A 24913-nucleotide genomic window follows, 5' to 3' on the forward strand; every position below is an offset into this window, starting at 1 on the left:
CATGTCCCCCGCCGTCGTCGTCCTGCTGCTGCTCGCCGGGTTGTCGGAGGCCGCCGGGCGGATCCTGCCCATGGTCGCCCGCCGGCCCGGCGGGTCGCGGTCGCACGCGGTCGTGCTGCTGCTGCCGGGGGCCGTGGTCGAGGGCACGGCGTTCGCGTTGTGGCCGCTGACCGCCTGGACCCTCGCCGGAGTGGTGCGGCCGGTGCCGGACGCCGCCGCGCTGACCTGGACACCCGGCCTGGTCGCCCCGCTGCTGCTGGCCGCCGTGCTGGCGTTCCCGCTGCTCGGGCCCCTGCTGCACCTGCTGCTCTTCGTGAAGGTCGGGGCCGGCCTCGTCGGTCCGCTCGCCGCCACGACCGGACTGGGCTGGTGGGCTGCCGCAGGCTGCGTGGCCGTCGCCGGAGCAGGGCTGGGGGCCGCCATCGAGGCCGTCCGGCGGCTGGTCGCGCGGCCGGTGACCGCATGATCGAGGTCCCGTTGTTCGTGCTGGTGCTCGGGCCGGTCCTGCTCGCGGAGGCGCTGCTCGCCCGCTACGAGGTGCTGGCTTACACCGCCGGCTGGCGCACGCCCGTCACCGACCTCCCGCCCGGCATGCCCTACGCCCGGGGCGCCGACCCGGCCCGTCCTCCGGCCGCCTACCTGGTCTATCTCGACGGCATCGGGAAACGGCGCTTCCGCGACACGCGAGACGGGGGGCAACTCGTCCAGGCCCTGCTCGACGGCGCGCCGGAGCTGCGGGTGCTCGGTCAGGTGCAGCCCTACTCGCCGCTGGCCGACCCGCTCGCCGACCGGCCCGTGTGGGAGTGGATCCGGCACCACGCCGGGCTGCTGCTGTTCCTGCACAACGTCATGCAGGTCTTCGTCGCCGCCGACCGCCGCTACCGTCCGCTGTACAACCGCGCCGTGGGCGGTCAGATCGCCGGGCACCTGCGCCGCGCCGGTCACCGGCCCGGGAGCGGCACGCCGGTGGTGCTGCTCGGCTACAGCGGCGGCGCGCAGGTCGCGACCGGTGCGGTCGAGGAGCTGCACACGCGGCTTCGGGTCCCGATCCTGGTGATCACCATCGGCGGGTTCCACAACGGCGCCAACGACCTGACCCGGGCCTGCGAACTGCACCGCGTCACCAGCGGCGGTGACGTCATCGAGCGGGTGTCCGTCTGGATGTTCCCGCAGCGCTGGCGGCTGCTGCGCGGCAGCGGCTGGAACCGGGCAGTGCGGGCCGGGAAGGTCACCGTGCACCGGCTCGACCCGGCCACCCACATGGGGCGGCGCGGTTACATCAGCCCGGCGGCGCGGCTGCCCGACGGCCGCACCCACCTGGCCCGCACCACCGCCCTGGTGATCTCGGTGATCCGCGCGCACACGGGGGCTACTGACCGTCCATGACGTCGGACTTCAGCCGGTCGAACTCCTCGTCGGAGATGGCGCCCGACTGCCGCAGCCGGTCGAGCTGCGTGAGCCGCTGGATGACCGCGTCGGCGCCCGTCGCCAGCGGCGGCACCGGCCCGACGCGCATGCGGTGGGCCAGCGACTTGAGGTCGTCGAGGATGAGCGGCTTCCCGGGGCGGTCGGGGCTGTAGGCGACGGTCAGGCGGGTGCCCGGCGGCACCGGCCAGATGGTCGACTGCCGCAGCTCCATGCCCGGCACGTCGGGCACGTGCCCGACCAGGCGGTACATGAGCTGGTTGTTGACGCGCACGCCGGTCGGCACCACGTCGGTCACCACCGCCTCGGCGCGCAGGCCGTTCTCGCGCAGCGCGCGTTCGCGGGCGTCGGTGCGCCGCCACGCCGCGATCGTCAGGGCGAGCGCCACGACCACGGCGAGGGAGAGCGTTCCAAAGACGATGGACATGGTCAGATTGACCTGCGGCCCGCCGTTCGTCCACAGGACGTACATGAAGACCGTCAGAGGCAGGGTCCAGATCAGCTGAAGGCCGACCGACAGACCGATCCAGACGCGGGCACCTTTGGGCATGAGCCGCACATTACCTCGGCAAGCGCCGGTATCTACAAGAACTGGGGCGTCGGCTTGTGCGCGGGCTCGAACCTTTCACCACAAAGCTACGCTAGCGTAGGTTACGAAAACGTAAGTTAAGTGGGGAGCTGAGATGGCGCGCACACTGACGCAGACGGAATTCCTCATCGAGCTGGAACCCGTCGTCGAGGAGAATCTCAACCGGCACCTGGGCGTGGCCAAGGAATGGTTCCCGCACGAGTACGTCCCGTGGGACGACGCGCGGACCTTCGACGGAATTCTGGGCGGCACCGCCTGGCGGCCGGAGGACTCCACGATCCCCGAGGTCGCCCGCACCTCCCTGCTGGTCAACCTGCTGACCGAGGACAACCTGCCGAGCTACCACCACGAGATCGCGACCACCTTCGGGCGCGACGGCGCGTGGGGCACCTGGGTCGGGCGCTGGACGGCGGAGGAGGGCCGCCACTCCATCGTCATCCGCGACTACCTCATCGCCTCGCGCGCCCTCGACCCCAAGGCGCTCGAGCGGGCCCGCATGGCGCACATGGAGGCCGGGTTCCAGACCGAATACGGCACCATGCTGCAGCAGCTCGCCTACGTCTCCTTCCAGGAGCTGGCGACCCGCATCGCCCACCGCAACACCGGCAGGGCGTCGGGCGACGAGACGTGCGAGCGCATCCTGGCCCGCGTCGCGGCCGACGAGAACCTGCACATGCTCTTCTACCGCAACCTCCTCGGCGCGGCCCTCGACCTCGACCCGAACCAGACCATGCGCGCCATCACCGACGTGGTGAAGAGCTTCCAGATGCCCGGCGCGGGCATGGCCGGGTTCGCCCGCATGTCCATGCAGATCGCCCACGCCGGCATCTACGACCTGCGCTCGCACAAGGACGAGGTGCTGATGCCGGTCCTGCGGCAGTGGAAGGTCTTCGAGAAGGAGGGCCTCGACCCCGAGGGCGAGAAGGCCCGCCAGGAGCTCGCCGAGTTCCTCGACAACCTCGAAGTCACCGCGAAGCGATTCGAGGAGCGAAGGGATGCCCGGCGAGCCCGGGAAGCGGCAAAATAGCCCATATGACGTGGATCAATGAGCCTGCGAGCTGGACCGCAGACGGAGACACCCTGACCTTCTCCGTCACCGGCGAGACCGACCTGTGGCGGCAGACCCACTACGGCTACACCTACGACACCGCGCCGATGTACGGCCGCACCGTCGAGGGCGACGCCAAGGTGCGGGTCACCTTCACGGCCGACTACGCCGAGCAGTACGACCAGGCCGGGGCCATCCTGCGCGCCGACGAGAACAACTGGATCAAGGCAGGGGTGGAGTTCGTCGACGGCGCCCTCCAGATCAGCGCCGTCGTCACCCGCGACTTCTCCGACTGGTCGGTGATGCTCGCCCCCGAGGGCACCACCTCGGTCACGTTCGAGCTCGTCCGCGAGGGCGACGCCGTGCACATCAACTGGGGCGTCAACGGCGGCGAGCCCGCCACGCTGCTCCGGCTGGCCTACTTCCCGCCGGGGGTGCCCGCGCTCGCCGGGGCGATGGCGGCCGCCCCCGTCGGCAAGGGATTCCAGGTCGACTTCTCCGAAGTCGTGATCACCGGCTAGGTACCAGAACACCCTTCCGGACCCGCATACTGTGATGCGCACATGAGCGGGAAGGTCCGGGAATGGTGAGGTTCGCTCCGTACAAGAGGTTCTCGTGGCCGCTCCGCTGGGCGTTGCGGATCCTCACGACGCTTCTCGTGCTCGTGCTCGTCGCGGCCGGCGGGATCGTCTGGGTGGTCCGCGCGTCCTTCCCGCAGACCGGCGGTGAGCTGCGGCTGCCGGGGCTCACCAAGGCGGTCACCGTGCGGCGCGACGGGTTCGGCGTGCCGCAGATCTACGCCGACACCGCCGCCGACCTGTTCCGGGCGCAGGGCTACGTCCACGCCCAGGACCGGTTCTGGGAGATGGACTTCCGGCGCAAGACCACGGCCGGGCGCCTGTCGGAGCTGTTCGGCGGCTCCACCCTGGAGATCGACAAGGTGGTCCGGACACTTGGCTGGCGCCGGGTGGCCGAACAGGAGCTCAACCTCCTCACCCCGGAGGCGAAGGCGGGACTCGACGCCTACGCCGCCGGGGTGAACGCCTGGATGAAGGACAACGCGGGCTTCACGTCCAGGAGCCTTGAGTACGCCGTCCTGAAGCTCACCAACGGCGCCTACGAACCCGAGCCGTGGACGCCGGCCGACTCCCTGGCGTGGCTGAAGGCGATGGCCTGGGACCTGCGGTCGAACATGGACGACGAGATCGAGCGCGCCGTCGACGCCGCGACCCTCCCGAGGGAACGGGTCGAGGAGCTGTTCCCGCCCTACCCCTACGACCGGCACCGGCCCATCGTCGGCGAGGGCGGCGTCCGCGACGGCGCGTTCACCTCGGGCGACCGGGAGACCACGACCGCGGCGGCCGACGCCCTGCGGCGCGTCTCGGCCACGCTGAACGCCGTGCCGTCGTTGCTGGGCAGCGGGGGCGACCCGAAGGGCATCGGCTCCAACTCGTGGGTGGTGTCCGGCAAGCACACCGACACCGGCAAGCCGCTGCTGGCCAACGACCCGCACCTCGGGCCGAAGATGCCCTCGATCTGGTACCAGGCCGGCCTGCACTGCCGCACCCTGTCGGCCGAGTGCCCCTACGACGTCTCCGGCTTCACCTTCTCGGGCCTGCCGGGCGTCGTCATCGGCCACAACCGCACGATCGCGTGGGGCTTCACCAACCTCGCCCCCGACGTGGCCGACCTCTATCTGGAGCGGGTGCGCGAGAACACCTACGAGATCTCCGGCACCTGGGCCCCGCTGGAGACCCGCACCGAGCGCATCGAGGTCGCGGGCGGGCAGCCGGTCGACCTGACCGTGCGCACCACCCGGCACGGCCCGATCGTCTCCGACGTCTTCGGGCCGGTCGCCCCGCTGAAGACGCAGGGCGTCGAGGTCGCGCTGCGCTGGACCGCGCTCGACCCCGGCAACACCGGCAACGCCATCTTCATGCTCGGCCGGGCCACTGACTGGGACGAGTTCCGGAAGGCCGCGGCCCAGTTCGAGGTCCCGTCCCAGAATCTCGTGTACGCCGACACCTCCGGCAACATCGGCTACCAGGCCCCCGGGAAGATCCCGGTCCGGTCGGGCGGCGACGGCAAGTGGCCCGCCGAGGGCTGGACCGGCGAACAGGAGTGGACCGGCTTCATCCCGTTCGACGAACTGCCGACGGCGTTCAACCCCGACGAGGGGTTCATCGCGACGGCCAACAACGCGGTCGTCGGCCCCGGGTACAGCCACTTCCTCACCGACGACTGGGCCTACGGCTACCGCTCGCAGCGCATCGCCGACCGCATCACCCAGGCCGTGTCGGCCGGCAAGGTGACCAAGGACGTCATGTCGGCGATCCACCAGGACTCCTTCAACGGCCTGGCGCCCATCCTCGTCCCGCACCTGAGGAGGGTCGGCGGCGCCGACACCGCCCTGTTCGCCGGCTGGGACTTCACGCAGGGGAAGGACAGCGCCCCGGCCGCCTACTTCAACGCCGTCTGGCGCCACCTCCTCACGCTGACCTTCGACGACGAACTCACCGAGGACCTGCGCCCCGGCGGCAACGACCGCTGGTGGGAGGTGGTCCGGCGGCTCCTCGACGACCCGTCCGACACCTGGTGGGACGACGTGAAGACGCCCGCCGCCGAGCAGCGCGACGACATCCTGCGCGCCGCCCTCGCCGCGGCCTCCACGGAACTGCGCGGCACGCTGGGCGACGACCCGAAGGCGTGGACGTGGGGCGACCTGCACACCCTGGAACTCGTCAACGAGACCTTCGGCACCAGCGGCATCGGCCCCATCGAGTGGTTGTTCAACCGCGGCCCCTACCGCCTGTCCGGCGGCAAGGACGCCGTCGACGCCACCGGCTGGGACGCCGCGTCGGGGAACTACGAGGTGAACTGGGTGCCGTCGATGCGCATGGTCGTCGACCTGGCCGACCTCGACGCCTCGACCTGGGTCAACCTGACCGGCGCCTCGGGCCACGCCTTCAACGGCAACTACGCCGACCAGGCCGACCTGTGGGCCGAGGGGAGGACCACCCCCTGGCCCTTCACCGAGGAGGCGGTCGGGCGGGCCACGGCCGACGAACTGACGCTCACCCCGTAGAGGTTGTGGCGGGCGCGGCGCGCGCCCCGGCCGCCCGGCCGCGTTCTACAACGGACCCATGAGCAGGGAAGTGATCAGCGCCGACGGCGTGCCCGCACCCGGAGGCGCCTACTCGCAGGCCGTCGTCGCCCGCGGGTTCCTCTACACCGCCGGCACCGGGCCGCACGACCCCGTCACCGGGGAGGTCGTCGGCGACGACGTCGCCACCCAGACGCGGCAGGTGCTCGGCAACCTGCGGGCGCTGCTCGCCGCACGGGGGCTCGACTTCTCGGACGTCGTCAAGGTGACCGTCCACCTCGCCGATCTGGGGCGGGACTACGAGGCGTACAACGCCGTCTACGAGTCGGCGATGGCCCGGCCGTTCCCGGCGCGGACCACCGTCGGCTCGACGCTCGACCACAAGCTCGTGGAGATCGACATGGTGGCCGTGCTCCGGGACTAGAGCAGCCGGTCCAGCCACTCGGTCCGGGTGCGGCGGGCCTCTTGGGAGAGCGCGGCGCCGGGGTAGAGGGCGTCGAAGCCGTGGAAGCCGCCGTCCCACACGTGCAGGTCCGCGCGGCCCCCGGCGGCCCAGATGCGGGTGGCGTAGGCGACGTCCTCGTCGCGGAAGACCTCGGCGGAGCCGGCGTCGACGTAGGCCGGCGGGAGTCCGGACAGGTCGTCGGCGACGGCGGGGGAGACGTAGGCCGGGACGTCGTCGCCGGTCAGGCCGCCGAGCACGGCCAGCCAGCCGTAGGCGTTCATCTCGCGGCTCCACACTCCCGGTCCGGTGAACTGGTGGGTGGACGTGGTCGCGTCGCGGTGGTCGAGCATGGGGCAGATCAGCACCTGCGCGGCGAGCGCGGGACCACCCCGGTCGCGGGCCATGAGGGCGACCCCGGCGGCCAGCCCGCCGCCGGCGCTGACGCCCGCGACGACGATCCTCGCCGGGTCGACTCCCAGCTCGGCGGCGTTCCCGGCGGCCCAGGTCAGCGCCCGGTAGCAGTCCTCGGCCAGGGTCGTGCCGGTGACGTCGGGGGCGAGACGGTAGTCGACGGTGACGACGACCGCGCCGAACCGGTCGAGCCACTCCAGCGGGATGTCGAGGTTGGCGAACCGGTCGCCCATGATCATGCCGCCGCCGTGGATCCAGACGACGCAGGGCGCGTTCACCGCGCCGGGCGGGACGAGCACGGTCAGCGGGATCTCCGCGCCGTCCTCGGCGGCCACGGTGACCTCCCGCCGCTCGACGGCCCGGCCGCCGAGCAGGGTGCCGAGGGGAGCGGACGGGATCGCGCGCAGCGTCGCGACCACCTCCGGGGTCAGTTCGGGCATGAGCGGCAGGTCGGCGGACAGCGCACGGAGTTCGGCGTCGACGGCGGGCCGGACGGGGGTCATCAGGGGTCCTTTCGGTGGTACGCGGAGGAGCAGGAGGGCTTGGGGGCGGTTCAGAGGGTGGCTTTGCCGCCCACCGGGGTGAGGTCGGCGTAGGTGGACTCGCCCGCGAGGAGAGGGGCGATCTTCGCGACCATGGACTGGGCCGGCTCGCCCGCGAACAGGCGGTGGTGGTCGGCCTCCGTGGTCCAGCCCTCGGTGACCTGGACGACGTCGGGGTCGGCGGCCGAGCGGCTGACCAGGTAGACCAGGCAGTGCTCGCTCGCGGCGGGGGAGCCGGCGTCGAGGCCGGTCAGCAGGAGGGCGACCAGGTCGTCGCCGCGGCCGGGGTGGGCGGTCATGGTGGCGGTGAAACCATAGGCGGCGGTCATGCTCATTCCTTCTCGTCGGGGGTGTTTCCGTTGCCTCAATTACACGCCCTCGCCCAGTTCGGAGGTAGCACGATGCTCGCCTGCTCTTGCCTGATCCTCTCGTGGACGGTGTAATCGGGCGATGAGCATGGAAGAGCTGCGCGGGCTGCTGAACCGGCACGCCCGTCCCGACATGACCACCCCCATCGACGGGGTGCTCATCTCCCGGGTCGAGCGGTCGGAGCCGCCGGAGACCTCCATGTCCGGGACGGTGCTGGCGGTCATCGCGCAGGGGGAGAAGCGGCTCGCGCTCGGCGACCGCGTCCACGACTACCGGGCCGGGCAGTATCTCGTCGCCTCCGTCGACCTGCCGGTCACCGGCCACTTCGTCGGCGCGACGCGGGAGCGGCCCGCGCTCGGGTTCGGGCTGGTGCTGCGGCCCGAGGCGGTGGCCGAGGTGCTGCTGTCGGCCGGGGCCGGCGACGTGCCCCGGGAGCCGGGCGGTGCGGCGCCGGGGCTGGCGGTCAGCGACGTCTCCGCCGAGTTGCTCGACGCGGTGGTGCGGTTGTTGCGGCTCATCGAACGCCCGCGGGACCGGGCGGTGCTCGCGCCGCTGGTGATCAAGGAGATCCTCTGGCTGGTGGCGAGCGGGCCGCAGGGCGCGGCGGTGCGGCAGCTCGGGCTGGCCGACAGCGGGCTCAGCCACGTCGCGCGGGCGGTGCGCTGGATCCGGGAGCACTACGCGCAGCCGTTCCGGGTGGAGGAGGTGGCGCGGTTGTCCGGCATGAGCGTGTCGGCGTTCCACCGCAACTTCCAAGCGGTGACCGCGATGAGCCCGATCCAGTTCCAGAAGCAGATCCGGCTCCAGGAGGCCCGGCTCCTGCTGGCCACCAGCCCCGGCGACATCGCCGGGGTGGGGCATCGGGTCGGCTACGACAGCCCGTCCCAGTTCAGCAGGGAGTACCGCCGCCAGTTCGGGACGCCACCCAGTCAGGACGCCACGCTGCGTCCGTCCTCCAAGTCGGTGGGCGCTCTGTCGTGACGGCCGCCGACGCGCGCGGCCGGTCGGCGCCGGACACGGCGCGCGACCGGGGCGGCGGGCGGGGCCGGGGTGGGCGGAGCCGTAACTAAGAAGCCGTTACGGACGCGATCTCGTTGAGGGGGAACTCCAGGTAGTCGCCCGCTTCCTCGCACCAGGCGTCGAGGACGCCACTGTGCAGTTCGCCGTGGCTGACGGTAGCGGTCACCCCGTCGGACAGGGTGATCAGGGCGCGGACGCCGCGGTCGACGACGAAGCCCAGGAGCGACTGCTGGGCCGTCGGCAGGCGGCTGGCGAGGCGGCCGATCAGCGCCCACGTGTGGCCGCTCTGGCGGCCGTCGTCGCGGCTCTTGATCAGGCGCTTGGCGTGTTCGTGGGGATCGGGCGGGGGCTCGGTCAGCAGGGGCGGCGGTTCGAGCTCGGCGACCCGGCCGCCCGGCAGCAGGATCAGCCGCCCGCCCTGCGGCTCGCGGCGGATCTCGATGTCGCCGGTGTCGTTCACCGGGACGGGGGCGTAGCCGGCCTCGCGCAGCGCCCGGAGGGTGCGGTCGGCGGGTGCGGTGCTGGCCAGCACCGTCGGGGCGAGCTGGCGCAGGCCCAGTTTGGCCAGCTTGCGGTGCCCGGCGATCTCGGCCAGCAGGCCCGGGTCGGAGCCCTGCACGATGCAGCCGACCGAGGTCACGGTCACCTCGCCGTGGCGGCGGGCGACGTCGTTGATGAGGTAGACGAGCGGCTGGGGGAGGGTGCCGACCTGGGCGAGCTCGTCGAGCAGCTCGTCGGCGGTCGACCCGGCGTCGAGCGCGCGGCGCACGGTCGCGGGGCTGAACCGCCAGATCGACGCCGCGCCCTTGGCCTCGCGGGTGGCGACCCGGTCGAGCAGCGAGGTCAGTTCGACCGCCGGGGGACCGGTGACCACCGCGGTCAGGTCGGCCCCGAACAGGGCGGTGCGCTGCGCGCTGGCCAGCGCCCGGGTGGAGCACTCGGCCAGCGCCGGGTCGTGTTCGACCTCGGGGACCGAGTCGTCGTGTTCGTCTCCGGCCACCGCCGAAAGGGAGGCCAGCGCGCGGCCGAGGTCGGTGAGGGAGTCGCAGGCGGTCAGGCCGAGCAGCCGCGCCTCCTCCAGGAGGCCGGGCGCCGACTCGGCGAGCAGTTCGCGGTCGAGCAGCGGCGCCCGCCAATGCACCGACTGCACCAGCTCCTGCAGCGTGGCGAAGCCCTGGCCGGGCTCGACGTCGGTCAGGGCGCCGAGAACGGCCCGGCGGATGCGGGCGAGGGTCTCACCGGCGGGGTCGTCGCCGAGCACCACCGGATAGCGGCCGTCGACGCGGCGCAGCGACGAGCGTTCCATCCGCCACCAGGCCGCCAGCAGCACCCGCAGCCGGTGGGGGGCGTCGTCGAGCCGCCAGGCGTCGAAGCGGTCGGTCGGCACCAAGCCGCCCGCCTTCTCGTCGAGGGCGAGCAGCCGGGCCACCGCGCAGACCTCGATCAGCAGCCGGGTCTCCTCTTCGGAGGTGCCGGTCTCCTTGGCCACGCGGCGGATCTCGCGCACGCCCACGCCGCCGTTCTTCAGCAGCGGGAGCGTGGTCTTGTCGGTGTTCTCCAGCAGCGCCGTGGCGCGGTCGAGCAGGTGGGGCGCGGCCAGCGCCATCGCCAGGTCGACGGCCTCGCGGTCGACCGGGATCGTCGCCAGGTCGGGCGGATAGGGGGTGAAGGGGCCGTGGTATTCGGGGCCGCGCAGGCCGAGGGCGACCTCGCGGGGCATCTCGGCGACGTCCCACTGGGTGCGGAACAGCAGGCCCCGGTCCTGGGCCCACTTCTCCGGGGTGCCGGGGTTGACGAAGCGGTTGCCGTCGACGCTGCGGACCGGGCCGTCCCAGGCGAAGTCGTCGAGCAGGCCGACGGTGCCCTCGGGGGCGGTGGAGAGCAGGTCGCCGAGCTTGTCGGGGTCGCTGAGCAGCGCGGTCACCCGCGCCGTCATCTGGCGTTTGCCGCCCGCCGGGGGGATGCCCAGCGTGCGGCACATGCGCCGCAGCCCTTCAACGTTCAGCGCCCACGACTCCAGGTACTGGGCCAGCGGTTCGCCCAGGCCGCACGGCGCGGTCCACCAGCGGGCCACCGCCTCGGCCAGGTGGATGCGGCCGTCGGGGCCGGGCCAGGCCAGCGCGCAGTCGTAGAGCCGGTCGAGCCACGGGATGACCTCGGAGGTGGACACGCCGAGGAACCGGGCCAGTTCGTCCTCCGTCGGGCGGCCGCCGATGACCAGGCACGCCTGCAGGAGCTCCAGAGGGGGCAGAGGGAGGCCGCGCATGACCTCCATGACCGCGAACGTGTTGCCGAGCCGCTGCGCCAGCGCATCGATCCGCCGGGGCCAGGGCGGGGCGATGGCGTCCGGCCGGTTGGCCAGGACACGCGCGAGCCGGTCTTCGTCGAGAGTTGTCAGCCAGGCGATTAGGTGATCGTCCATCACAGATCTCTCAGGGCCTCGGGAAGCCGCGGTGGTGGAGACGCACGTGAGATCAAGATATTCGGCACTCTGGGCGACGAAAAGGTCATTCTCCTGTTCTCCCTCCTCCCCGCGAGCGTGCTGAACTCCACCTCAGCACAGGATCACGCGATCGGAAGGCGATCCCGGATACTCGATGGGGAATTCCTGGCCGGGCGTTAACAGAGGCCCCAGAGGCATCAGAAGAGCGAAACGTGGGCGGCCGGAGGCCGGGCGTGTCTCGCGTGGGGGATCTGCCGGGGAACCCGTCGGCCGAGGGGTGCCCCCGCGTAGTCCGGGCTACACGGGAGCACCCCTCGGCCGGCGAGAGATCGGGCGGGGAACTAGTTCAGGACGGCCCAGACGGCCTTGCCGTGCGGGGCGAGGGGCGACCAGCCCCAGCGCACGCTGATCGACTCGACGATGTGGAGCCCGAGCCCGCCGGGCTCGAAGGGGTTGGCCTCGCGCATGACCGGGGTGGCCGAGCCGGGGTCGGTGAGCGCGCAGGTGACGAAGCCGCCGCGCCTGATCAGGGCCAGCCTGATCACCTCGCGCCGGTGCCGGCCGCCGATCTCCAGGCCGTGGCGCAGGGCGTTGGTGGCCAGTTCGGAGACGACCAGTTCCATGCCGTCGCACATCTCGCCGAGTTCCCAGCCGGTCAGCGTGCCGGTCGCGAAGCTGCGGGCGCTGTGGACCGAATCGGCTTTGGGCGGCAGGACGAACGTGGCGGCCTGCGTGGGGGAGACGGCAGGCGGAAGGTCGCGCGCGGGTTCGGGCCACCAGCCGACCGGGGGCCACCAATCGAGTGCCGACCATTCGAGGACCGAGTGCACGAGATCATGATGGGGCACGGTCTCGTGCATGTGCAACAGCGGATGCACGTGCAGATGGTCGTTGCAGGCGCTACCGTTACCCAAAACGACCCTGGGACGAAAGGGGCGATCTTTGACAGACTGTAGTTCAGTCCACATACCGGAGGAATGACTCGTGTCCATCGACCCGCCAGGTTCCGGCTCCACCGTCCGGCGCATCATGCTCGGCGCCAGTCTCCGGAGGCTGCGCGAGGAGCGGGACCTCACCCGCGAAGAGGCCGGATTCCACATCCGGGCCTCCGAATCCAAGATCAGCCGGATGGAACTCGGCCGGGTCGGATTCAAGACACGAGACGTCGAAGACCTGCTCACCCTGTACGGCGTCGTCGACGACGCGGAGCGACGGCAACTCCTGGAGATGGTCCGGGAGGCCAACACGCCCGGTTGGTGGCACAAGTTCGGCGAGGTGCTGCCGAACTGGTTCGTCACCTTCATCGGACTGGAGGAGGCGGCCAGCGTGATCCGCACCTACGAGGTGCAGTTCGTGCCCGGCCTGCTCCAGACGTCGGCGTACGCCCGCGCGGTCATCCGGCTCGGGTTCCCCGACGCCGCCGATGACGAGATCGAACGCCGCGTGCATGTGCGGATGCAGCGACAGGAGCGGCTGGCCCACGCGGGCGGCCCGCGCCTGTGGGCGGTCATCGACGAGGCGGCGCTTCGCCGGCCCATCGGGGGGCCCAAGATCATGCGCGAGCAGATCGAGCATCTGCTCGACGTGGCCCGGCTGCCCAACATCACCCTGCAGGTGATGCCGTTCCGCTTCGGCATGCACGCCGCCGAGGGCGGGGCCTTCACCATCCTGCGGTTTCCGGAGTCCGACCTTTCGGACGTGGTCTACGTCGAGCAACTCTGGGGCGCTCTGTACCTCGACAAACGCGAGGACATCGATCCGTACCTCACGGCCATGGAACAGCTCTGCGTGGAGAGCACCACGCCGGGCGGGACCAGGGACCTGCTCGATGATCTTCTCAGAGAGAAAGTGTATGCAGACTTATAACGGGATGCCCGCCACCGCCCTTTCCGGCGTTCAGTGGCGGAAGAGCCTGCACAGCAACTCCACGGGCAACTGCGTGGAACTCGCGGAGCTGCCCGACGGCGGGGTCGCCGTCCGCAACTCCCGGTTCCCCGAGGGGCCGGCGCTCATCTACACGCGGGACGAGATCCGCGCACTGGTGCTGGGTGTCAAGGACGGGGAGTTCGACGGCCTGGTCGCGTGACGCCGTTTCACCACGACTTTTAACACGAGGTTCACGCACTTAACGGCTTTGGGCCAGGTGTGTAACACGGGTCCGGCAGCATGGATCCCATGCTGGACCAGATGACCTTGTATCCCGTCGCCGACGACGTGCTCTTCGCACCCGGCGGCCGGGTCGTGATCAGGACCTACGGTGTCGCCTCGGCGGCCGATCCCCATGACGGCAAGCCGCGGCCGGTGGCGTACCGGACCTGGGTCACCGGGGTCCGCGACCAGCCCCGCTACTGGCGCTGGGGGCACTTCGAAGACGCCCGCCGGGGACACCGCAAGGTCCTCGAATGGCTCACCGGGCGCGGACCGCAGCCCGCGCCCGTCAACTCCTAGATCGGCGAGTTCCAGCTCAGGACGACCCGTTCACCGTGCTCGTACCCCAGTGAGCTGTAGGTGCCCGTGTCGAGCCGGAGCAGCCTCCCCTCGGAGGCGGGCAGGCCGAGCCAGCGGGCCGCCAGCACCCGCAGGTAGTGGCCGTGCGCCACGAGCAGCACCGAGCTGTCCTCACCGGTGAGCGCGTCGACGGCCCGGGTGATCACCCGGTCGGCGCGCTCGCCGACGTGGTCGACGCTCTCACCCGGATGGGCCGAGTCGCCGGGGATGACGCCGTCGCGCCAGATGTACCAGCCGGGGATCGACTGCCGGATGGTGGCCGTGGTGACGCCCTCGTAGCCGCCGTAGTCCCACTCCCACAGGTCGGGGTCGGTCTCCCAGTCGGCGAGCCCGGCCAGCTCGACGGTCCTGGTCGCCCGCTGGGCCGGGCTGACCAGCACCAGCTCGAAGTCCTTGTCTCCGACCAGGGTGTTCAGGGCACGGGCCTGCGCCTCGCCGCGGGGGGTCAGCGGGATGTCGGTCCGTCCGGTGTGGCGGCCGACTCTGCTCCATTCGGTCTCGCCGTGGCGCAGCAGGATGATGTTCACCGAACCCATGATGGCCGGTGCCCGGTCGATAGTCTCTGATCGCGGACGTGTCGCGACAAAGGGGAGTTGGCGGATGGAACCGGTATCTGTGGGGTTGATCGGAGCCGGGCCGTGGGCCGGCATGATCCACGCGCCCAAGCTCGCCGCCGGGCCGGACACCCGGCTGGCCGGGATCTGGGCCCGCCGCCCCGAGGCCGCGCGCGAGCTCGCCGCCAGGCACGGCACCCGCGCGTTCGAGCTGCTCGACGAGCTCTTCGACCACTGCGACGCGGTGGCGTTCTGCGTGCCGCCGGGCGTGCAGGCCGAACTCGGGGTGCTGGCCGCACAGGCCGGCAAGGCCCTGCTGCTGGAGAAGCCCCTGGCCGACAGCCTCGACGGCGCCCGGCGGCTCGCCGACGCCGTCGCCGAGACCGGCGTGGCGACGCAGATGGTGTTCTCCTTCCGGTACGCCGCCGCGACCACCGCCTTCCTGGAGAAGGCCGCCGGGATCGAGCCGTTCGGCGGATACGCCGCCAACATCGGCGGCGCGCTGCACGGCGGCCCGTTCGCGACGCCGTGGCGGCTGGAGCGCGGCGCGATCCTCGACGTCGGCCCGCACATGCTCGACCTGCTCGACGCCGCGCTCGGCCCGATCGCCTCGGTGCGCGCCCACGGCGACACGCTCGGCTGGGTCGGGCTGCTGCTGGAGCACGAGACGGGCGCGGTCAGCGAGGTGTCGCTGACCATGGCCGCCACCGGCGACCTGCCCGACGCCCGCGTCGAGGTGTTCGGCCGGAAGGGCTCGGCCACGCTGCTCGGGGCCATGCTGGGCGACGACGCCTTCGAGCGGATGGTCGCGCAGTTCGCCCAGACGGTCAGGAACGGCGGCGGCCACCCGCTCGACGCCGCCCACGGGCTGCGCCTCCAGCGGATCATCGCGGAAGCGGAGCGGCAGCTCTCCGCCTGAGCAGCAGGGCCAGGCCCAGCGCGAGCGCGGCGCTGCCGGCGGCCGGGACGAACGTGCCCGGCGTGAACCCGGTGACGGTCAGGGTGAGCAGCCCGGCCGCCGACAGCCCCACCGCCGCGACGGTCCTCGCGCGGGTCGGGCTCGCCGGGGGCGCCGCCTCGAACCGGGCCAGCAGCGCGGTCAGCACGGCCAGCACCAGCGACAACCAGCCGAGCCAGATCGGCAGCAGCAGCCACCACGCCGGCGACCACGGCTCGGGGGTCGCCACGCCGAACCCGACGAAGGCGACGCCGCCGACGGTGATGAGCGCGGTCATGTGCCAGAGGTAGAAGGTCATCATGCGGGGCGCCAGCCAGGCCAGCACCGGCGCGGGCAGCGCCCGGTTCAGCCGCTCGCGCGCCCACAACGCCAGGCCGAGCTGACCGGCGAAGACCACGAGCATCACGGCGCTCGGCGGGGCCATGTTCGACGGCATCCCGGGCATTCCGATCATGCTGGCCGGGTAGGGGCCGGCGAGCACCATGGCCGCCGTCATCGCGAACCCGGCGACGGCCAACCACAGAGCCCTGCGGCCGGTCAGGTGGGCGAGCCTGCCCTGGGCGTACAGGAACCCGATCTGGTGGACGGCGAGCCAGACGAACACGACGTTCAGATATCCGGCGGCCTCGAACCCGGAGAACCGCACGACGTCGACGGCGAGCGCCCCGGCGGCGAACGCCGGGACCAGCACCCCGGCCCGCACCCGCGCCAGCAGCGGCGTGGTCACCACCGCGAGCAGGTAGACGGCGAGGAACCAGAGCAGCTGGCCGACCAGCCGCGACGCCACCTCCAGCGGCTGCGCGGGCACACCCAGCGCGCCCAGGAGATAGGGCAGCGGCAACCACACGGCGATCAGCGGCAGCACCGGCCAGCCGAGCCGCACCACCCGCCTGCCGATCCACTTCTCCGCGCTCTGGGGCTTGGCGGTCCAGCTCAGGTAGTTGGCCGCGCCCCCGGCGAAGAACACCAGCGGCATGACCTGGCTGACCCACGTGACCAGCGGCACCGACGCCAGCGCGTTGCCGGTGACCAGGTCGCCCCCGCGGTCGAGCAGCACCGGCATCGTCCAGTGCTGCACCACGACGAGCACCATGCCCAGCACCCGCAGGACGTCGACGAACGGGTCGCGCGGCGAGGCGACGGGATGGACGGGATGGGGGTGGGTCATCGACATGGGGGGCCGCCTTCGGGGGGAATCGGTTCCCCTTGAGCCTCCCGAGAACGGCCGTCGAAGTCGGTCCCGCGGGCACCCGACTTGATCGACGGGTCTCCGCCACCGCGGATGGTGGTGCTGGCTACACCCCGCTCAGATAGGCCAGGACCGCCAGCACGCGGCGGTGGCCGCTGTCGCTCGGCGGCAGGCCGAGTTTGGCGAAGATGTTGCCCACGTGCTTGTGCACGGCCCGTTCGGTGACCACGAGCGAGGCCGCGATGTCGGTGTTGGAGTGGCCCTCGGCCATCAGCGACAGGACCTCGCGCTCGCGCGGGGTGAGCGAGTCGATCGGGTGGGCGTGCCGGCGGACCAGGAGCTGGGCGATGACCTCGGGGTCCATGGCGGTGCCTCCCTTGGCCACCCGCTCCAGCGCGTCGACGAACTCCGACACCCGGGCCACGCGGTCCTTCAGCAGGTAGCCGATGCCGCCGCCGCCCCCGGCCAGCAGCTCCGTCGCGTAGGTCTGCTCGACGTACTGGGAGAGCACCAGGATCGGCTGGCCGGGGTGGACGCGGCGGACCTCCACGGCGGCGCGCACCCCCTCGTCGCGGAAGGTCGGGGGCAGCCGGATGTCGACCACGGCGATGTCGGGGCGGTGCTCGTCGACGGCCGTGTGGAACTCCGCGGCGGTGCCCACGGTGGCGACGACCTCGTGGCCCTCGGTGTTGAGCAGCAGCGTGAGGCCCTCGGCCAGCAGCACGCTGTCCTCCACGATGATCACTCGCACGGCAGCTCCACCCGCAGCGTCGTCGGCCCGCCGGGCGGGCTGGTCAGTGTGGTCACGCCGTCGAAGGCGCTGACCCGGCGGCGGATGCCGGCCAGCCCGGATCCGCCGTTCTCGTCGGCGCCGCCCCGGCCGTCGTCGGTGACCTCGGCGGTCAGCCTGTTCTCGGTACGCCGGACGCGCACCCTCGCCTTGCCGGCGGAGCTGTGCCGGGCGACGTTCGTCAGCGCCTCGGCGATCACGAAATAGGCCGCCGCCTCGACCGCCGCCGGGAGCCGCCCGACGTCGGCCGTTTCGGTCTCGACCGGCACCGGCGAGCGGGCCGCCAGCGCCGCGACCGCCCCCGGCAGGCCCCGGTCGGCCAGGATCGGCGGGTACATGCCGCGGATGATCCCGCGCAGCTCGGTCATGGTCTCCTCGGTGCTCAGCCGGGCCTCGGTGATCAGGGCGGCGGCCTTGCCGGGGTCGGTGGCCAGGACACGTTCGGCGATGCCGAGCCGCATGGCGATGGAGACCAGCCGGGCCTGCGCGCCGTCGTGCAGGTCGCGTTCGATGCGGCGCAGCTCGTAGCCGTGGGCGTCGAGCGCCTCGGCCACCCGCTCGGCCAGCCGCACGTGCTGCGGCGTCGCGAGCAGCGACCGGGCCAGCTGCGCCAGCCCGTCGGCGACCAGCGGCACGACCCGGAACCCGACGGCCGCGACCAGCGCCATGAACAACGGGACGGTGACCGCCACCGTCGCCCACGAGTCGAGCGCCCACGGCAGGTAGATGTGGTGGCCGGGCCCGAGCGCGTCCCACCACAGCGGCAGCGACAGCGCCCAGCCGAGCGCGCCCCACAACGCGACCGCCGGGATCGCGCCGAACGGGCCGGTGAACACGTGCTGGGCGAGGAACGCCAGATCCCGCCAGGTCTGCGGGTCGCCCATGACCACGCGCACCCGGGTGAGCACGCCGCCCCTGATCGGGTGGTACGACGCCGTGACCGGCCGGCCGAGCCACGCCCCCGCGTTCCGCCGGGCCAGCGACGCGACGCCCCGGTTGAGCCGGATGGCGTAGGGGAGCAGGAGCAGCCCGAGGTAGGTCGCGGAGACGACGAGGGTGAAGACGGTGACGGCGATGGCCAGCAGGCACAGGGGGACCAGGAGGAGTCCCAGCAGAAGCCGCCCGGTCGCCGTGACGGTCCGCCGCACCATGCGGTCAGCATAGCCTCACGTTCCCGGCGAAAAGGCTGTTGGTAACGTATGGGACGCGTGACGCCGCAGCGAAGTCCGGTGTGAACCCGGCGCTGTTCCCGCAACTGTGATCCCTCCTCCGAGGGTCAGCCAGGTCGCCTGCGTCGTCGCCGACGTCGTCCGCCCTCGTGGAAAGGGTGATCCGTCCCCGGGTCTCTCGTTTCCGGCAACTCCCTTCGGAGGAAACTCGTGAGGCCCCTACGCACGGCCCTCGCGGGCGTGTTGCTGGGTGTCGCCCTGCTGTCCGGCTGCGGCAGCAGTGACACCGCCACCCCCGCCCCCGCCGCGTCCGCCGCCCCCAGCGGCCCCTTCCCCGTGACGGTCCAGGCCGCCAACGGCGCGGTGACGATCGCCGCCAGGCCGCAGCGGATCGTGTCGTTGTCGCCGACGGCCACCGAGTCGCTGTTCGCCATCGGCGCCGGGCCGCAGGTCACCGCGGTCGACGACCAGTCGAACTTCCCCGCAGAGGCCCCCAAGACCGACCTGTCGGGCTTCAAGCCCAACGTCGAGGCCATCACCGCGCGCAACCCCGACCTGGTGGTCGTCTCCAACGACCTCGAAGGCGTGGTCGCCGGCCTCGGCAAACTCGGCGTGCCGGTGCTGGTGCTGACCGCCGCCACCAAGATCGACGACGCGTACGCCGAGATCGAGAAGCTCGGCACCGCCACCGGCAACCGGCCCAAGGCCGACGAGGTCGTGGCCGGCATGAAGCGCGAGCTCGCCGCGCTGGCCGCCGCCGCCCCCAAGGCCGAGCTGACCTACTACCACGAGCTCGACGTCACCCCCTACGCCGCGACCTCGACCACCTTCATCGGCCAGGTCTACGCCCTGTTCGGCCTGGTCAACATCGCCGACGAGGCCCCCGACGCGGCGGGCGGCTACCCCAAGCTGTCGGCCGAGTTCGTCGCGAAGGCCGACCCCGACCTGATCTTCCTGGCCGACGTGAAGTGCTGCGGGCAGAACGCCAAGGCCCTCGCGGAGCGGCCCGGCTGGGGCGGCCTCAAGGCCGTCGAGAACGGCGACGTGGTCGAGCTCGACGACGACGTCGCCTCCCGGTGGGGCCCCCGCGTGGTCGACCTGGCCAGGGCCATCGGCGCCGGGGTGGCCAAGGCCGCGGGCTGATGGCCGAGATCATCTCCACGGCCGGGGCTTTTTCCCGAGGACTGCCTCCGGAAGGGCGAACTGATCGCGCGGCCCTGTTCCGGAGGTTCCGCAGGGCGGGGGCGCCGGCCGGTCGCGCCGGTCTCTGCCGGGGCTTTCCCGCAGCCGCCTTCAGAGCTGCCCGCTGATGCGCAGGGGCGTGATGTTCGCGGGGGCCGCCGTCGTGCTGGCGGCCTGTATGACCGCCGGGCTCATGGTCGGCGCGGCCGGGCTGCCCCTGAAGGGTGTGGTGCTAGCGCTGGCCGACCGGTTGCCGTTCGTGTCGGCCCACTCCGGGCTGACGCCGCTGGAGACCGGGGTGCTGTTCGAGCTGCGGCTGCCCCGGGTGCTGCTCGGCGCCATGGTCGGCGGGCTGCTGGCCGTCGCGGGCGCCGGGTACCAGGGCGTGTTCCGCAACCCGCTGGCCGACCCCTACCTGCTGGGGGCCGCCGCCGGGGCCGGGCTGACCGTCACGCTGGTCATCGTGGCCGTGGGCGACGGGGCGGCGGTGCCCCTCGCGGCCTTCTGCGGGGCGGCGGGCGGGGTGCTGCTCGCGTACGGGCTGGGGCACACCGCGACCCGGGGCGGCGGCACCGCGACCCTGGTGCTCGCGGGGGTGGCGGTGACGTCGTTCCTGACCGCCGTCCAGACGTTCCTCCAGCAGCTCAAGGTCGAGGAGCTGCAGCGGGTCTACGCGTGGATCCTCGGCGACGTCGGCGGCGGGTGGGAGCAGGTCGTCATGTGCGCGCCCTACGCCGTGGTGGCCGCCGCGATCCTGCTGCTGCACGGGCGGCTGCTCGACGTGCTCTCGGTCGGCGACGACGAGGCCTCCTCGCTGGGCGTGCGGGCCGGGCGGGTGCGGCTGGTCGTGCTGGTCGCGGCCTCGCTGGCGACCGCCGCCGCCGTGTCGGCCGGCGGGCTGATCGGGTTCGTCGGCGTCGTGGTGCCCCACGCGGTCCGGCGGCTCGCCGGGGGGTCCTACCGCGTGGTGCTGCCGCTGTCGCTGCTGGCGGGCGGGGCGTTCCTGGTGACGGCCGACCTGATCGCCCGGACCGTGCTGGCCCCCGCCGAACTGCCCATCGGGGTGGTCACCGCGTTCGTCGGGGCCCCGTTCTTCGTCACCATCCTGCGGGCCACCCGGAAGGTGGAGACGTGACCGTCGAGATCACCGGCGTGGGCGTGGAGCTCGGCGGGCGGCCGGTGCTGCGCGGCGTGACGGCCACCGCCCGCGAGGGCCGCTGGCTGGCCGTCATCGGGCCCAACGGGGCCGGGAAGTCGACCCTGCTCAAGGCCGTCATGGGGCTGCTGCCCTGCACGGGGCTGATCACCGTCGCAGGCCGTCCGGTACGCGACCTCGCGCCCCGCGACCGGGCCCGGCTGCTGGCCTACGCGCCGCAGAGCCCGCTGCTGCCGCCCGACATGACCGTCCACGAGTACGCCCTGCTGGGGCGCACGCCGTACATCCCCTACTGGGGGCGGGAGAGCGCCCGCGACACCGAGACGGTCCGCGCGGTGCTCGACCGCCTCGACCTCACCGGCCTGGCCGCGCGGCCCCTGGAACGGCTCAGCGGCGGCGAGCGCCAGCGGGTCGTGCTGGCCCGCGCGCTCACCCAGGAGGCGCCCGTGCTGCTGCTCGACGAGCCGACCACCGCGCTCGACCTCGGCCACCAGCAGCAGGTGCTGGAGCTGGTCGACCGGCTGCGCCGCGACGACGGCCTCACCGTCGTCAGCACCCTCCACGACCTCACCCTGGCCGCCCAGTACGCCGACGACCTGCTCCTGATGAGCGGCGGCACGGCGGTGGCGGCCGGCGGGCCCGGCGAGGTGCTCACCGAGGACCTCGTCACCCGCCACTTCGGCGCCCGTGTGACCATCGGCGCCGGCCCGGCCGGACGGCCGGTCGTGCACCTGCGCCGTCCTACTGGGTGAACTTCACGCTGCTGATGATCGTCGTGATCGTCGTGTCGTCACACTTGGCCGTCGGGCAGAAGAACGTCATCAGCGCCGACGGCTGGCCGGTGCGGGTCACCAGGTAGGTGCGGAAGTCGAGCCGCCCCACGCCGGACGCGTCGCTCAGGAAGCCGCTGACCTTGAAGCCGGGCTGCCCGCCCACCGTCGTCGGCGACGGCGGCGCCGGGATCGACACCACTCCCGGCAGGGTCGCCTGGAGGCCCGCCTGGACCGACTCCAGCGCGTCGCTGGCCGAGATCGTGTCGGTGGTCTGGGCGACCACGCCGCTCGACTTGTCGGGGGAGCCGGTGATGATCGGGTTGACCCCCGACCAGTCGGGGTTGCCGGGCACGCTGAACAGCGCGTCGAAGGCGTCGGCCGAGGCCGCGATGGTGACGTGCTGGTCGGAGTAGTCCTTGCGGGTCCAGGTCGACGGATGGTCGAAGCTGTAGGGGGCCGCGACGTTGCCCGGGAAGGTGTCCCACGACGCCTGGCCGTCGCCGCCGCTCTGGCTCACGACGTAGACCGCGCCCGCCGCGATCAGGCCCAGCGCCAGCACCCCGCCGATCACCGGGACCAGCGGGAACCTCTTGTTCTGCGGCACCCCGGCCGGGGCCGTCGCCACCTGCGACACCCGCGAGGGGTACGACGGGTGCGACGGATGCGTGTAGGGCGGGTTGGAGACCGGGTTCTGGTAGACGGTGCCCGGAGGCTGCGACGGCCACGACTGCCGGGGGCCCGAGATCGGGCTGGGCAGGTCGCCCTCGGTGCCGCTGATCGCGTCGCGCAGGGCCGACACGAACGCCGTGCACGTCGGGTAGCGGTCGAGCGGCGACTTCGACAACGCCCGCGACAGCACCTGGTTGACCGCGTGGGGCAGGTCGGGACGGTAGGGGGTCAGCGGCGGCGGGTCGTGGGAGACGTGCGCGTAGAGCAGCGCCAGCTCGGTGTCGCGCTGGAACGGCGGCAGCCCGGCCAGCGCCTCGTAGACGACGCACGCGAAGGCGTAGCCGTCGGCGCGGCCGTCGACCGGCAGCCCCCGGATCTGCTCCGGCGCGACGTAGCGCGGCGTGCCCATGAAGTGGCCGTGGCTGGTCAGGCCGGTGTCGGCCGAGGAGCTCTTGGTGAGGCCGAAGTCGGTCAGGTAGACGTGGTCGTTGCCGGTGACCAGGATGTTGGCCGGCTTCACGTCGCGGTGCACCAGCCCGTTCGCGTGGGCCTCGTCGAGGGCCGAGGCGATCTGCGAGAACAGGTGGTTGGCCCGCGCCACCGGCAGCGGGCCGTTGCTCTGCACCAGCTTGCGCAGGTCGCTGCCGCCGTCGACGTAGCGCATCGCGATGAACAACATCCCGTCGTGCTCGCCGGCCTCGTAGATCGGGATGATGTGCGGGTGGTCGATCGAGGCCACCAGCCGCGACTCGCGGACGAACCGGTCGCGGAACCGGCTGTCCTCGGCCAGCTGCGGGGCCAGCACCTTGAGCGCGACCGCGCGGCCGAGCCGCTGGTCGCGCGCGCGGTAGACGGTGGCCATGCCGCCCCGGCCGACCACCGCCTCGATCGTGTAGTCGCCGATCCGCTGACCCACCAGCGCCGGCAGTTCAGCGCTCATGGCGCGTCCGACGGATGACCGCAGAAGCCGCAGAACCGGTGGGCGTGACCCAGCCGCATGCCGCACTGGGTGCAGAACTTCTTCGACGCCCCGCCCGGGTTCGAGCCGGGGTCGGAGACGTGCGGCCGGCCTCCCGCAGGCGAGATGTCCATGACGGGCTGCCCGGGATTCGGAGTGCGGTAGACCTCCGTCTGGGCCGGCCATGACGTGACCAAGGCGTGGTTCTCCCCCGATGTGTCCTGCTGATCCACCCCGTTGCGCCGGCGCCGCAGCAGGAACGGCACCGACCCGGCCACGACGGCCCCCACGAGCACGACACCCCCGGTGATCCAGATCCACGACGCCACCCCCGGCTTGGGCGCCGGGACGGGGACGGGCGCGGACTGCTTCTTCGCCGCGTCCTCGGCGGTGTTCGCCTTGGCCTTCGAGATGCGCAGGTACTCGAGCGCCACGGCGTGGTCCTGCCGCAGGGTGAGCACCTGCTGGAGCACCGGCGCCGCGTTGCCGTAGAGCTTGTTGTGGTAGGCGGCGAGCGCCTGTTCGTAGACGACGTCGACGGGTCCCCGGCGGGGCGTCACCCCGGCCGCCACCAGGGCGGTGCGGATCTCGTCGACGGGCGTCACGGTCGCGGGCAGGCTGCCGCCCCCCGACAGCACCCCGACCACCTCGCTCTTCCCGTCGTCGATCACCGCCGCGCCGATCGCGCCTGCTTCGATGAGTTTGTCGATTTTGTCACGTTCCGCCGCTTTGAAGTTGCGGCTGCCCGGCGGGTCGAAGTGGGCCGTGTCCATCTTCGGCGGCGCCTTGGCCGACGGGCGGGCGGCCAGTGTCATGACGTCGACCGACTCGACCTGGGCGCTGATCGTGGTGCCCATCGGCACGGTCGGCAGGTTGTTCTTCGGACCCGCGTTGACCTTCAGCACCGCCGGGGCCGACGGTGCGTCGCCCGCCGAGAGCACCTCGGCGTCGAGGCCCTCGGGCAGGGGCGGGTCGAGATAGGGGAAGGCGGTCACCTTCGTGTCGACCGTGGCGTTGCAGGTCGAGTTCTGGGTGCGCGGCGGATAACAGGCCTGGAGACGGATGTTGAGGTCGGGGTCGTCGACCGTGTGGCGGTCGAAGTCGGCCGGGATGTCGACCTTGAAGTACTCGGCGAAGACTCGGTTGGCGGCGTACACCTGCAGGTCCTTGTCGGGCCGGACGACCTGGGTCGCCGTCACGATCACGCCGTCGGGCGTCACCGTGAATCCGCTGCCGGTCGCCAGTTCGACCTCGTATTCGCGCTCGAAGCGCTGAAGACGGGCCCGGTCGTCGATGAGGGTGACGGAGACCGTGGACTCGGACTCCACCCGGACCGCTCCCGGGGTGACCCGGTCGGTCGATCCGCTGGGGTGGGGATGCAACAAGGGCATGCCCAGGACACCGAGGGCACCGAGCCCCGCGATGACAGCCAGGCGGGGCATGTCCGCCTCCTTACCGATGACGACGAATTCCAGCGTCTCAGTGGCCGGAAACCCCGGCAAGAGTTCACACGGTCACCGAAACTCATCTGATACCGGCCAAGGATCACGCCAAGGCTTGCATTTCACTTGCAATCGGATCGAAGGTGGCGACCTGCCGCTTCGCGGGGCGA

25 protein-coding genes and 1 riboswitch are annotated in these 24913 nt (G+C 72.2%); of the genes, 14 read left to right on the top strand and 11 right to left on the bottom strand.

The window, feature by feature from the left end; all coding sequences use genetic code 11:
- Position 1 precedes the first annotated feature (1 nt).
- The gene (locus tag QSK34_RS01960) at positions 2-466 is read left to right on the top strand and encodes a hypothetical protein (RefSeq protein ID WP_285579220.1); all 465 of its coding nucleotides are present in this window, start codon (positions 2-4) and stop codon (positions 464-466) included.
- Positions 463-1386, top strand: coding sequence for a hypothetical protein (locus QSK34_RS01965; protein ID WP_285579222.1), 924 nt, complete (start codon positions 463-465; stop codon positions 1384-1386). Before QSK34_RS01960 ends, QSK34_RS01965 begins: the two co-directional genes overlap by 4 nt.
- On the opposite strand, the gene QSK34_RS01970 is transcribed toward QSK34_RS01965, so the two are convergent.
- On the bottom strand, positions 1370-1975 hold the full coding sequence (locus QSK34_RS01970; RefSeq protein WP_285579224.1) for an SHOCT domain-containing protein: 606 nt from the start codon (positions 1973-1975) through the stop codon (positions 1370-1372). The two genes, QSK34_RS01965 and QSK34_RS01970, sit on opposite strands and share 17 nt — an antisense overlap.
- 133 nt (positions 1976-2108) lie before the next feature.
- On the opposite strand from QSK34_RS01970, the gene QSK34_RS01975 reads away from it, so the two are divergent.
- The 4 genes from QSK34_RS01975 to QSK34_RS01990 all read left to right on the top strand — a co-directional run bounded on the left by QSK34_RS01975 (position 2109) and on the right by QSK34_RS01990 (position 6589).
- Complete coding sequence (locus QSK34_RS01975) at positions 2109-3041, top strand: acyl-ACP desaturase (RefSeq protein ID WP_285579226.1); 933 nt, start codon at positions 2109-2111, stop codon at positions 3039-3041.
- A gap of 5 nt (positions 3042-3046) precedes the next feature.
- Positions 3047-3583, top strand: a complete 537-nt coding sequence (locus QSK34_RS01980; RefSeq protein ID WP_030450624.1) for a DUF1349 domain-containing protein — start codon at positions 3047-3049, stop codon at positions 3581-3583.
- Positions 3584-3645: 62 nt separating this feature from the next.
- Positions 3646-6147 (top strand): penicillin acylase family protein, encoded by a 2502-nt coding sequence (locus QSK34_RS01985; RefSeq protein WP_285579228.1) that lies wholly within the window; start codon positions 3646-3648, stop codon positions 6145-6147.
- A gap of 58 nt (positions 6148-6205) precedes the next feature.
- Complete coding sequence (locus tag QSK34_RS01990) at positions 6206-6589, top strand: RidA family protein (protein WP_285579231.1); 384 nt, start codon at positions 6206-6208, stop codon at positions 6587-6589.
- On the opposite strand, the gene QSK34_RS01995 is transcribed toward QSK34_RS01990, so the two are convergent.
- Positions 6586-7524 (bottom strand): alpha/beta hydrolase, encoded by a 939-nt coding sequence (locus tag QSK34_RS01995; RefSeq protein WP_353051361.1) that lies wholly within the window; start codon positions 7522-7524, stop codon positions 6586-6588. The genes QSK34_RS01990 and QSK34_RS01995 overlap by 4 nt on opposite strands.
- A 50-nt stretch (positions 7525-7574) precedes the next feature.
- Positions 7575-7892 carry a putative quinol monooxygenase gene (locus QSK34_RS02000; protein ID WP_285579233.1) on the bottom strand — a complete coding sequence of 106 codons (318 nt, stop codon included), beginning with the start codon at positions 7890-7892 and terminating at the stop codon, positions 7575-7577.
- Between the two features lie 121 nt (positions 7893-8013).
- On the opposite strand from QSK34_RS02000, the gene QSK34_RS02005 reads away from it, so the two are divergent.
- Positions 8014-8913 (top strand): AraC family transcriptional regulator, encoded by a 900-nt coding sequence (locus QSK34_RS02005; protein ID WP_285579235.1) that lies wholly within the window; start codon positions 8014-8016, stop codon positions 8911-8913.
- A gap of 85 nt (positions 8914-8998) precedes the next feature.
- Here the strand turns inward: QSK34_RS02005 and QSK34_RS02010 are convergent, their stop codons facing one another.
- The gene (locus QSK34_RS02010; protein WP_285579237.1) at positions 8999-11374 is read right to left on the bottom strand and encodes a helicase-associated domain-containing protein; all 2376 of its coding nucleotides are present in this window, start codon (positions 11372-11374) and stop codon (positions 8999-9001) included.
- A 362-nt stretch (positions 11375-11736) separates the two neighbouring features.
- Positions 11737-12273 (bottom strand): ATP-binding protein, encoded by a 537-nt coding sequence (locus tag QSK34_RS02015; RefSeq protein ID WP_285579239.1) that lies wholly within the window; start codon positions 12271-12273, stop codon positions 11737-11739.
- A gap of 151 nt (positions 12274-12424) precedes the next feature.
- Between QSK34_RS02015 and QSK34_RS02020 the strand changes: the two genes are divergently transcribed.
- From QSK34_RS02020 to QSK34_RS02030, 3 genes are all read left to right on the top strand, one after another.
- A complete protein-coding gene (locus QSK34_RS02020) occupies positions 12425-13261 on the top strand; it encodes a Sco1979 family transcriptional regulator (protein WP_051759271.1) in 837 nt (278 codons plus the stop codon).
- Positions 13248-13481, top strand: coding sequence for a DUF397 domain-containing protein (locus QSK34_RS02025; protein WP_061294725.1), 234 nt, complete (start codon positions 13248-13250; stop codon positions 13479-13481). The genes QSK34_RS02020 and QSK34_RS02025 overlap by 14 nt, the downstream gene beginning before the upstream one ends.
- Before the next feature lie 101 nt (positions 13482-13582).
- Positions 13583-13843, top strand: coding sequence for a hypothetical protein (locus QSK34_RS02030; protein WP_231515285.1), 261 nt, complete (start codon positions 13583-13585; stop codon positions 13841-13843).
- Here the strand turns inward: QSK34_RS02030 and QSK34_RS02035 are convergent.
- Positions 13840-14430 (bottom strand): histidine phosphatase family protein, encoded by a 591-nt coding sequence (locus QSK34_RS02035; RefSeq protein WP_407929410.1) that lies wholly within the window; start codon positions 14428-14430, stop codon positions 13840-13842. The two genes, QSK34_RS02030 and QSK34_RS02035, sit on opposite strands and share 4 nt — an antisense overlap.
- An 88-nt stretch (positions 14431-14518) precedes the next feature.
- On the opposite strand from QSK34_RS02035, the gene QSK34_RS02040 reads away from it, so the two are divergent.
- Positions 14519-15376: a Gfo/Idh/MocA family protein gene (locus tag QSK34_RS02040; RefSeq protein ID WP_285579245.1), complete on the top strand. Its 858-nt coding sequence runs from the start codon at positions 14519-14521 to the stop codon at positions 15374-15376.
- On the opposite strand, the gene QSK34_RS02045 is transcribed toward QSK34_RS02040, so the two are convergent.
- The 3 genes from QSK34_RS02045 to QSK34_RS02055 all read right to left on the bottom strand — a co-directional run bounded on the left by QSK34_RS02045 (position 15342) and on the right by QSK34_RS02055 (position 18545).
- Positions 15342-16589: an acyltransferase family protein gene (locus QSK34_RS02045; protein ID WP_285579247.1), complete on the bottom strand. Its 1248-nt coding sequence runs from the start codon at positions 16587-16589 to the stop codon at positions 15342-15344. The genes QSK34_RS02040 and QSK34_RS02045 overlap by 35 nt on opposite strands.
- A gap of 121 nt (positions 16590-16710) precedes the next feature.
- Entirely contained in the window at positions 16711-17355 is a 645-nt protein-coding gene (locus QSK34_RS02050) for a response regulator transcription factor (protein WP_161480286.1), read from the bottom strand.
- Entirely contained in the window at positions 17346-18545 is a 1200-nt protein-coding gene (locus tag QSK34_RS02055) for a sensor histidine kinase (protein ID WP_285579250.1), read from the bottom strand. The genes QSK34_RS02050 and QSK34_RS02055 overlap by 10 nt, the downstream gene beginning before the upstream one ends.
- 27 nt (positions 18546-18572) lie before the next feature.
- Positions 18573-18705: riboswitch (cobalamin riboswitch) on the top strand.
- 68 nt (positions 18706-18773) lie between these two features.
- On the opposite strand from QSK34_RS02055, the gene QSK34_RS02060 reads away from it, so the two are divergent.
- From QSK34_RS02060 to QSK34_RS02070, 3 genes are all read left to right on the top strand, one after another.
- Positions 18774-19706, top strand: a complete 933-nt coding sequence (locus QSK34_RS02060; protein WP_285579252.1) for an ABC transporter substrate-binding protein — start codon at positions 18774-18776, stop codon at positions 19704-19706.
- A 166-nt stretch (positions 19707-19872) separates the two neighbouring features.
- On the top strand, positions 19873-20880 hold the full coding sequence (locus QSK34_RS02065; protein WP_285579253.1) for a FecCD family ABC transporter permease: 1008 nt from the start codon (positions 19873-19875) through the stop codon (positions 20878-20880).
- On the top strand, positions 20877-21653 hold the full coding sequence (locus tag QSK34_RS02070) for an ABC transporter ATP-binding protein (protein WP_285579257.1): 777 nt from the start codon (positions 20877-20879) through the stop codon (positions 21651-21653). The genes QSK34_RS02065 and QSK34_RS02070 overlap by 4 nt, the downstream gene beginning before the upstream one ends.
- Here QSK34_RS02070 and QSK34_RS02075 read toward each other — a convergent pair.
- Positions 21643-23283 carry a serine/threonine-protein kinase gene (locus QSK34_RS02075; RefSeq protein WP_285579259.1) on the bottom strand — a complete coding sequence of 547 codons (1641 nt, stop codon included), beginning with the start codon at positions 23281-23283 and terminating at the stop codon, positions 21643-21645. The genes QSK34_RS02070 and QSK34_RS02075 overlap by 11 nt on opposite strands.
- Positions 23280-24743 carry a S1C family serine protease gene (locus tag QSK34_RS02080; protein ID WP_285579261.1) on the bottom strand — a complete coding sequence of 488 codons (1464 nt, stop codon included), beginning with the start codon at positions 24741-24743 and terminating at the stop codon, positions 23280-23282. Before QSK34_RS02080 ends, QSK34_RS02075 begins: the two co-directional genes overlap by 4 nt.
- Positions 24744-24913 lie beyond the last annotated feature (170 nt).

It is taken from the genome of Herbidospora sp. NBRC 101105, assembly GCF_030269205.1.
GTDB lineage: Bacteria > Actinomycetota > Actinomycetes > Streptosporangiales > Streptosporangiaceae > Herbidospora > Herbidospora solisilvae.

Bases quoted from the DNA above. Each gene is read 5' to 3' on its own strand.
- QSK34_RS01980 (WP_030450624.1), top strand. From the start codon at position 3,047: ATGACGTGGATCAATGAGCCTGCGAGCTGGACCGCAGACGGAGACACC.
- QSK34_RS01975 (WP_285579226.1), top strand. From the start codon at position 2,109: ATGGCGCGCACACTGACGCAGACGGAATTCCTCATCGAGCTGGAACCC.
- QSK34_RS02080 (WP_285579261.1), bottom strand. From the start codon at position 24,743: ATGCCCCGCCTGGCTGTCATCGCGGGGCTCGGTGCCCTCGGTGTCCTG.
- QSK34_RS02025 (WP_061294725.1), top strand. From the start codon at position 13,248: ATGCAGACTTATAACGGGATGCCCGCCACCGCCCTTTCCGGCGTTCAG.
- QSK34_RS02010 (WP_285579237.1), bottom strand. From the start codon at position 11,374: ATGGACGATCACCTAATCGCCTGGCTGACAACTCTCGACGAAGACCGG.
- QSK34_RS02020 (WP_051759271.1), top strand. From the start codon at position 12,425: ATGCTCGGCGCCAGTCTCCGGAGGCTGCGCGAGGAGCGGGACCTCACC.
- QSK34_RS02045 (WP_285579247.1), bottom strand. From the start codon at position 16,589: ATGTCGATGACCCACCCCCATCCCGTCCATCCCGTCGCCTCGCCGCGC.
- QSK34_RS01970 (WP_285579224.1), bottom strand. From the start codon at position 1,975: ATGCCCAAAGGTGCCCGCGTCTGGATCGGTCTGTCGGTCGGCCTTCAG.
- QSK34_RS01960 (WP_285579220.1), top strand. From the start codon at position 2: ATGTCCCCCGCCGTCGTCGTCCTGCTGCTGCTCGCCGGGTTGTCGGAG.
- QSK34_RS02005 (WP_285579235.1), top strand. From the start codon at position 8,014: ATGAGCATGGAAGAGCTGCGCGGGCTGCTGAACCGGCACGCCCGTCCC.
- QSK34_RS01965 (WP_285579222.1), top strand. From the start codon at position 463: ATGATCGAGGTCCCGTTGTTCGTGCTGGTGCTCGGGCCGGTCCTGCTC.
- QSK34_RS02075 (WP_285579259.1), bottom strand. From the start codon at position 23,283: ATGAGCGCTGAACTGCCGGCGCTGGTGGGTCAGCGGATCGGCGACTAC.
- QSK34_RS02030 (WP_231515285.1), top strand. From the start codon at position 13,583: ATGACCTTGTATCCCGTCGCCGACGACGTGCTCTTCGCACCCGGCGGC.
- QSK34_RS02065 (WP_285579253.1), top strand. From the start codon at position 19,873: ATGCGCAGGGGCGTGATGTTCGCGGGGGCCGCCGTCGTGCTGGCGGCC.
- QSK34_RS01995 (WP_353051361.1), bottom strand. From the start codon at position 7,524: ATGACCCCCGTCCGGCCCGCCGTCGACGCCGAACTCCGTGCGCTGTCC.
- QSK34_RS02055 (WP_285579250.1), bottom strand. From the start codon at position 18,545: ATGGTGCGGCGGACCGTCACGGCGACCGGGCGGCTTCTGCTGGGACTC.
- QSK34_RS01985 (WP_285579228.1), top strand. From the start codon at position 3,646: ATGGTGAGGTTCGCTCCGTACAAGAGGTTCTCGTGGCCGCTCCGCTGG.
- QSK34_RS01990 (WP_285579231.1), top strand. From the start codon at position 6,206: ATGAGCAGGGAAGTGATCAGCGCCGACGGCGTGCCCGCACCCGGAGGC.
- QSK34_RS02000 (WP_285579233.1), bottom strand. From the start codon at position 7,892: ATGACCGCCGCCTATGGTTTCACCGCCACCATGACCGCCCACCCCGGC.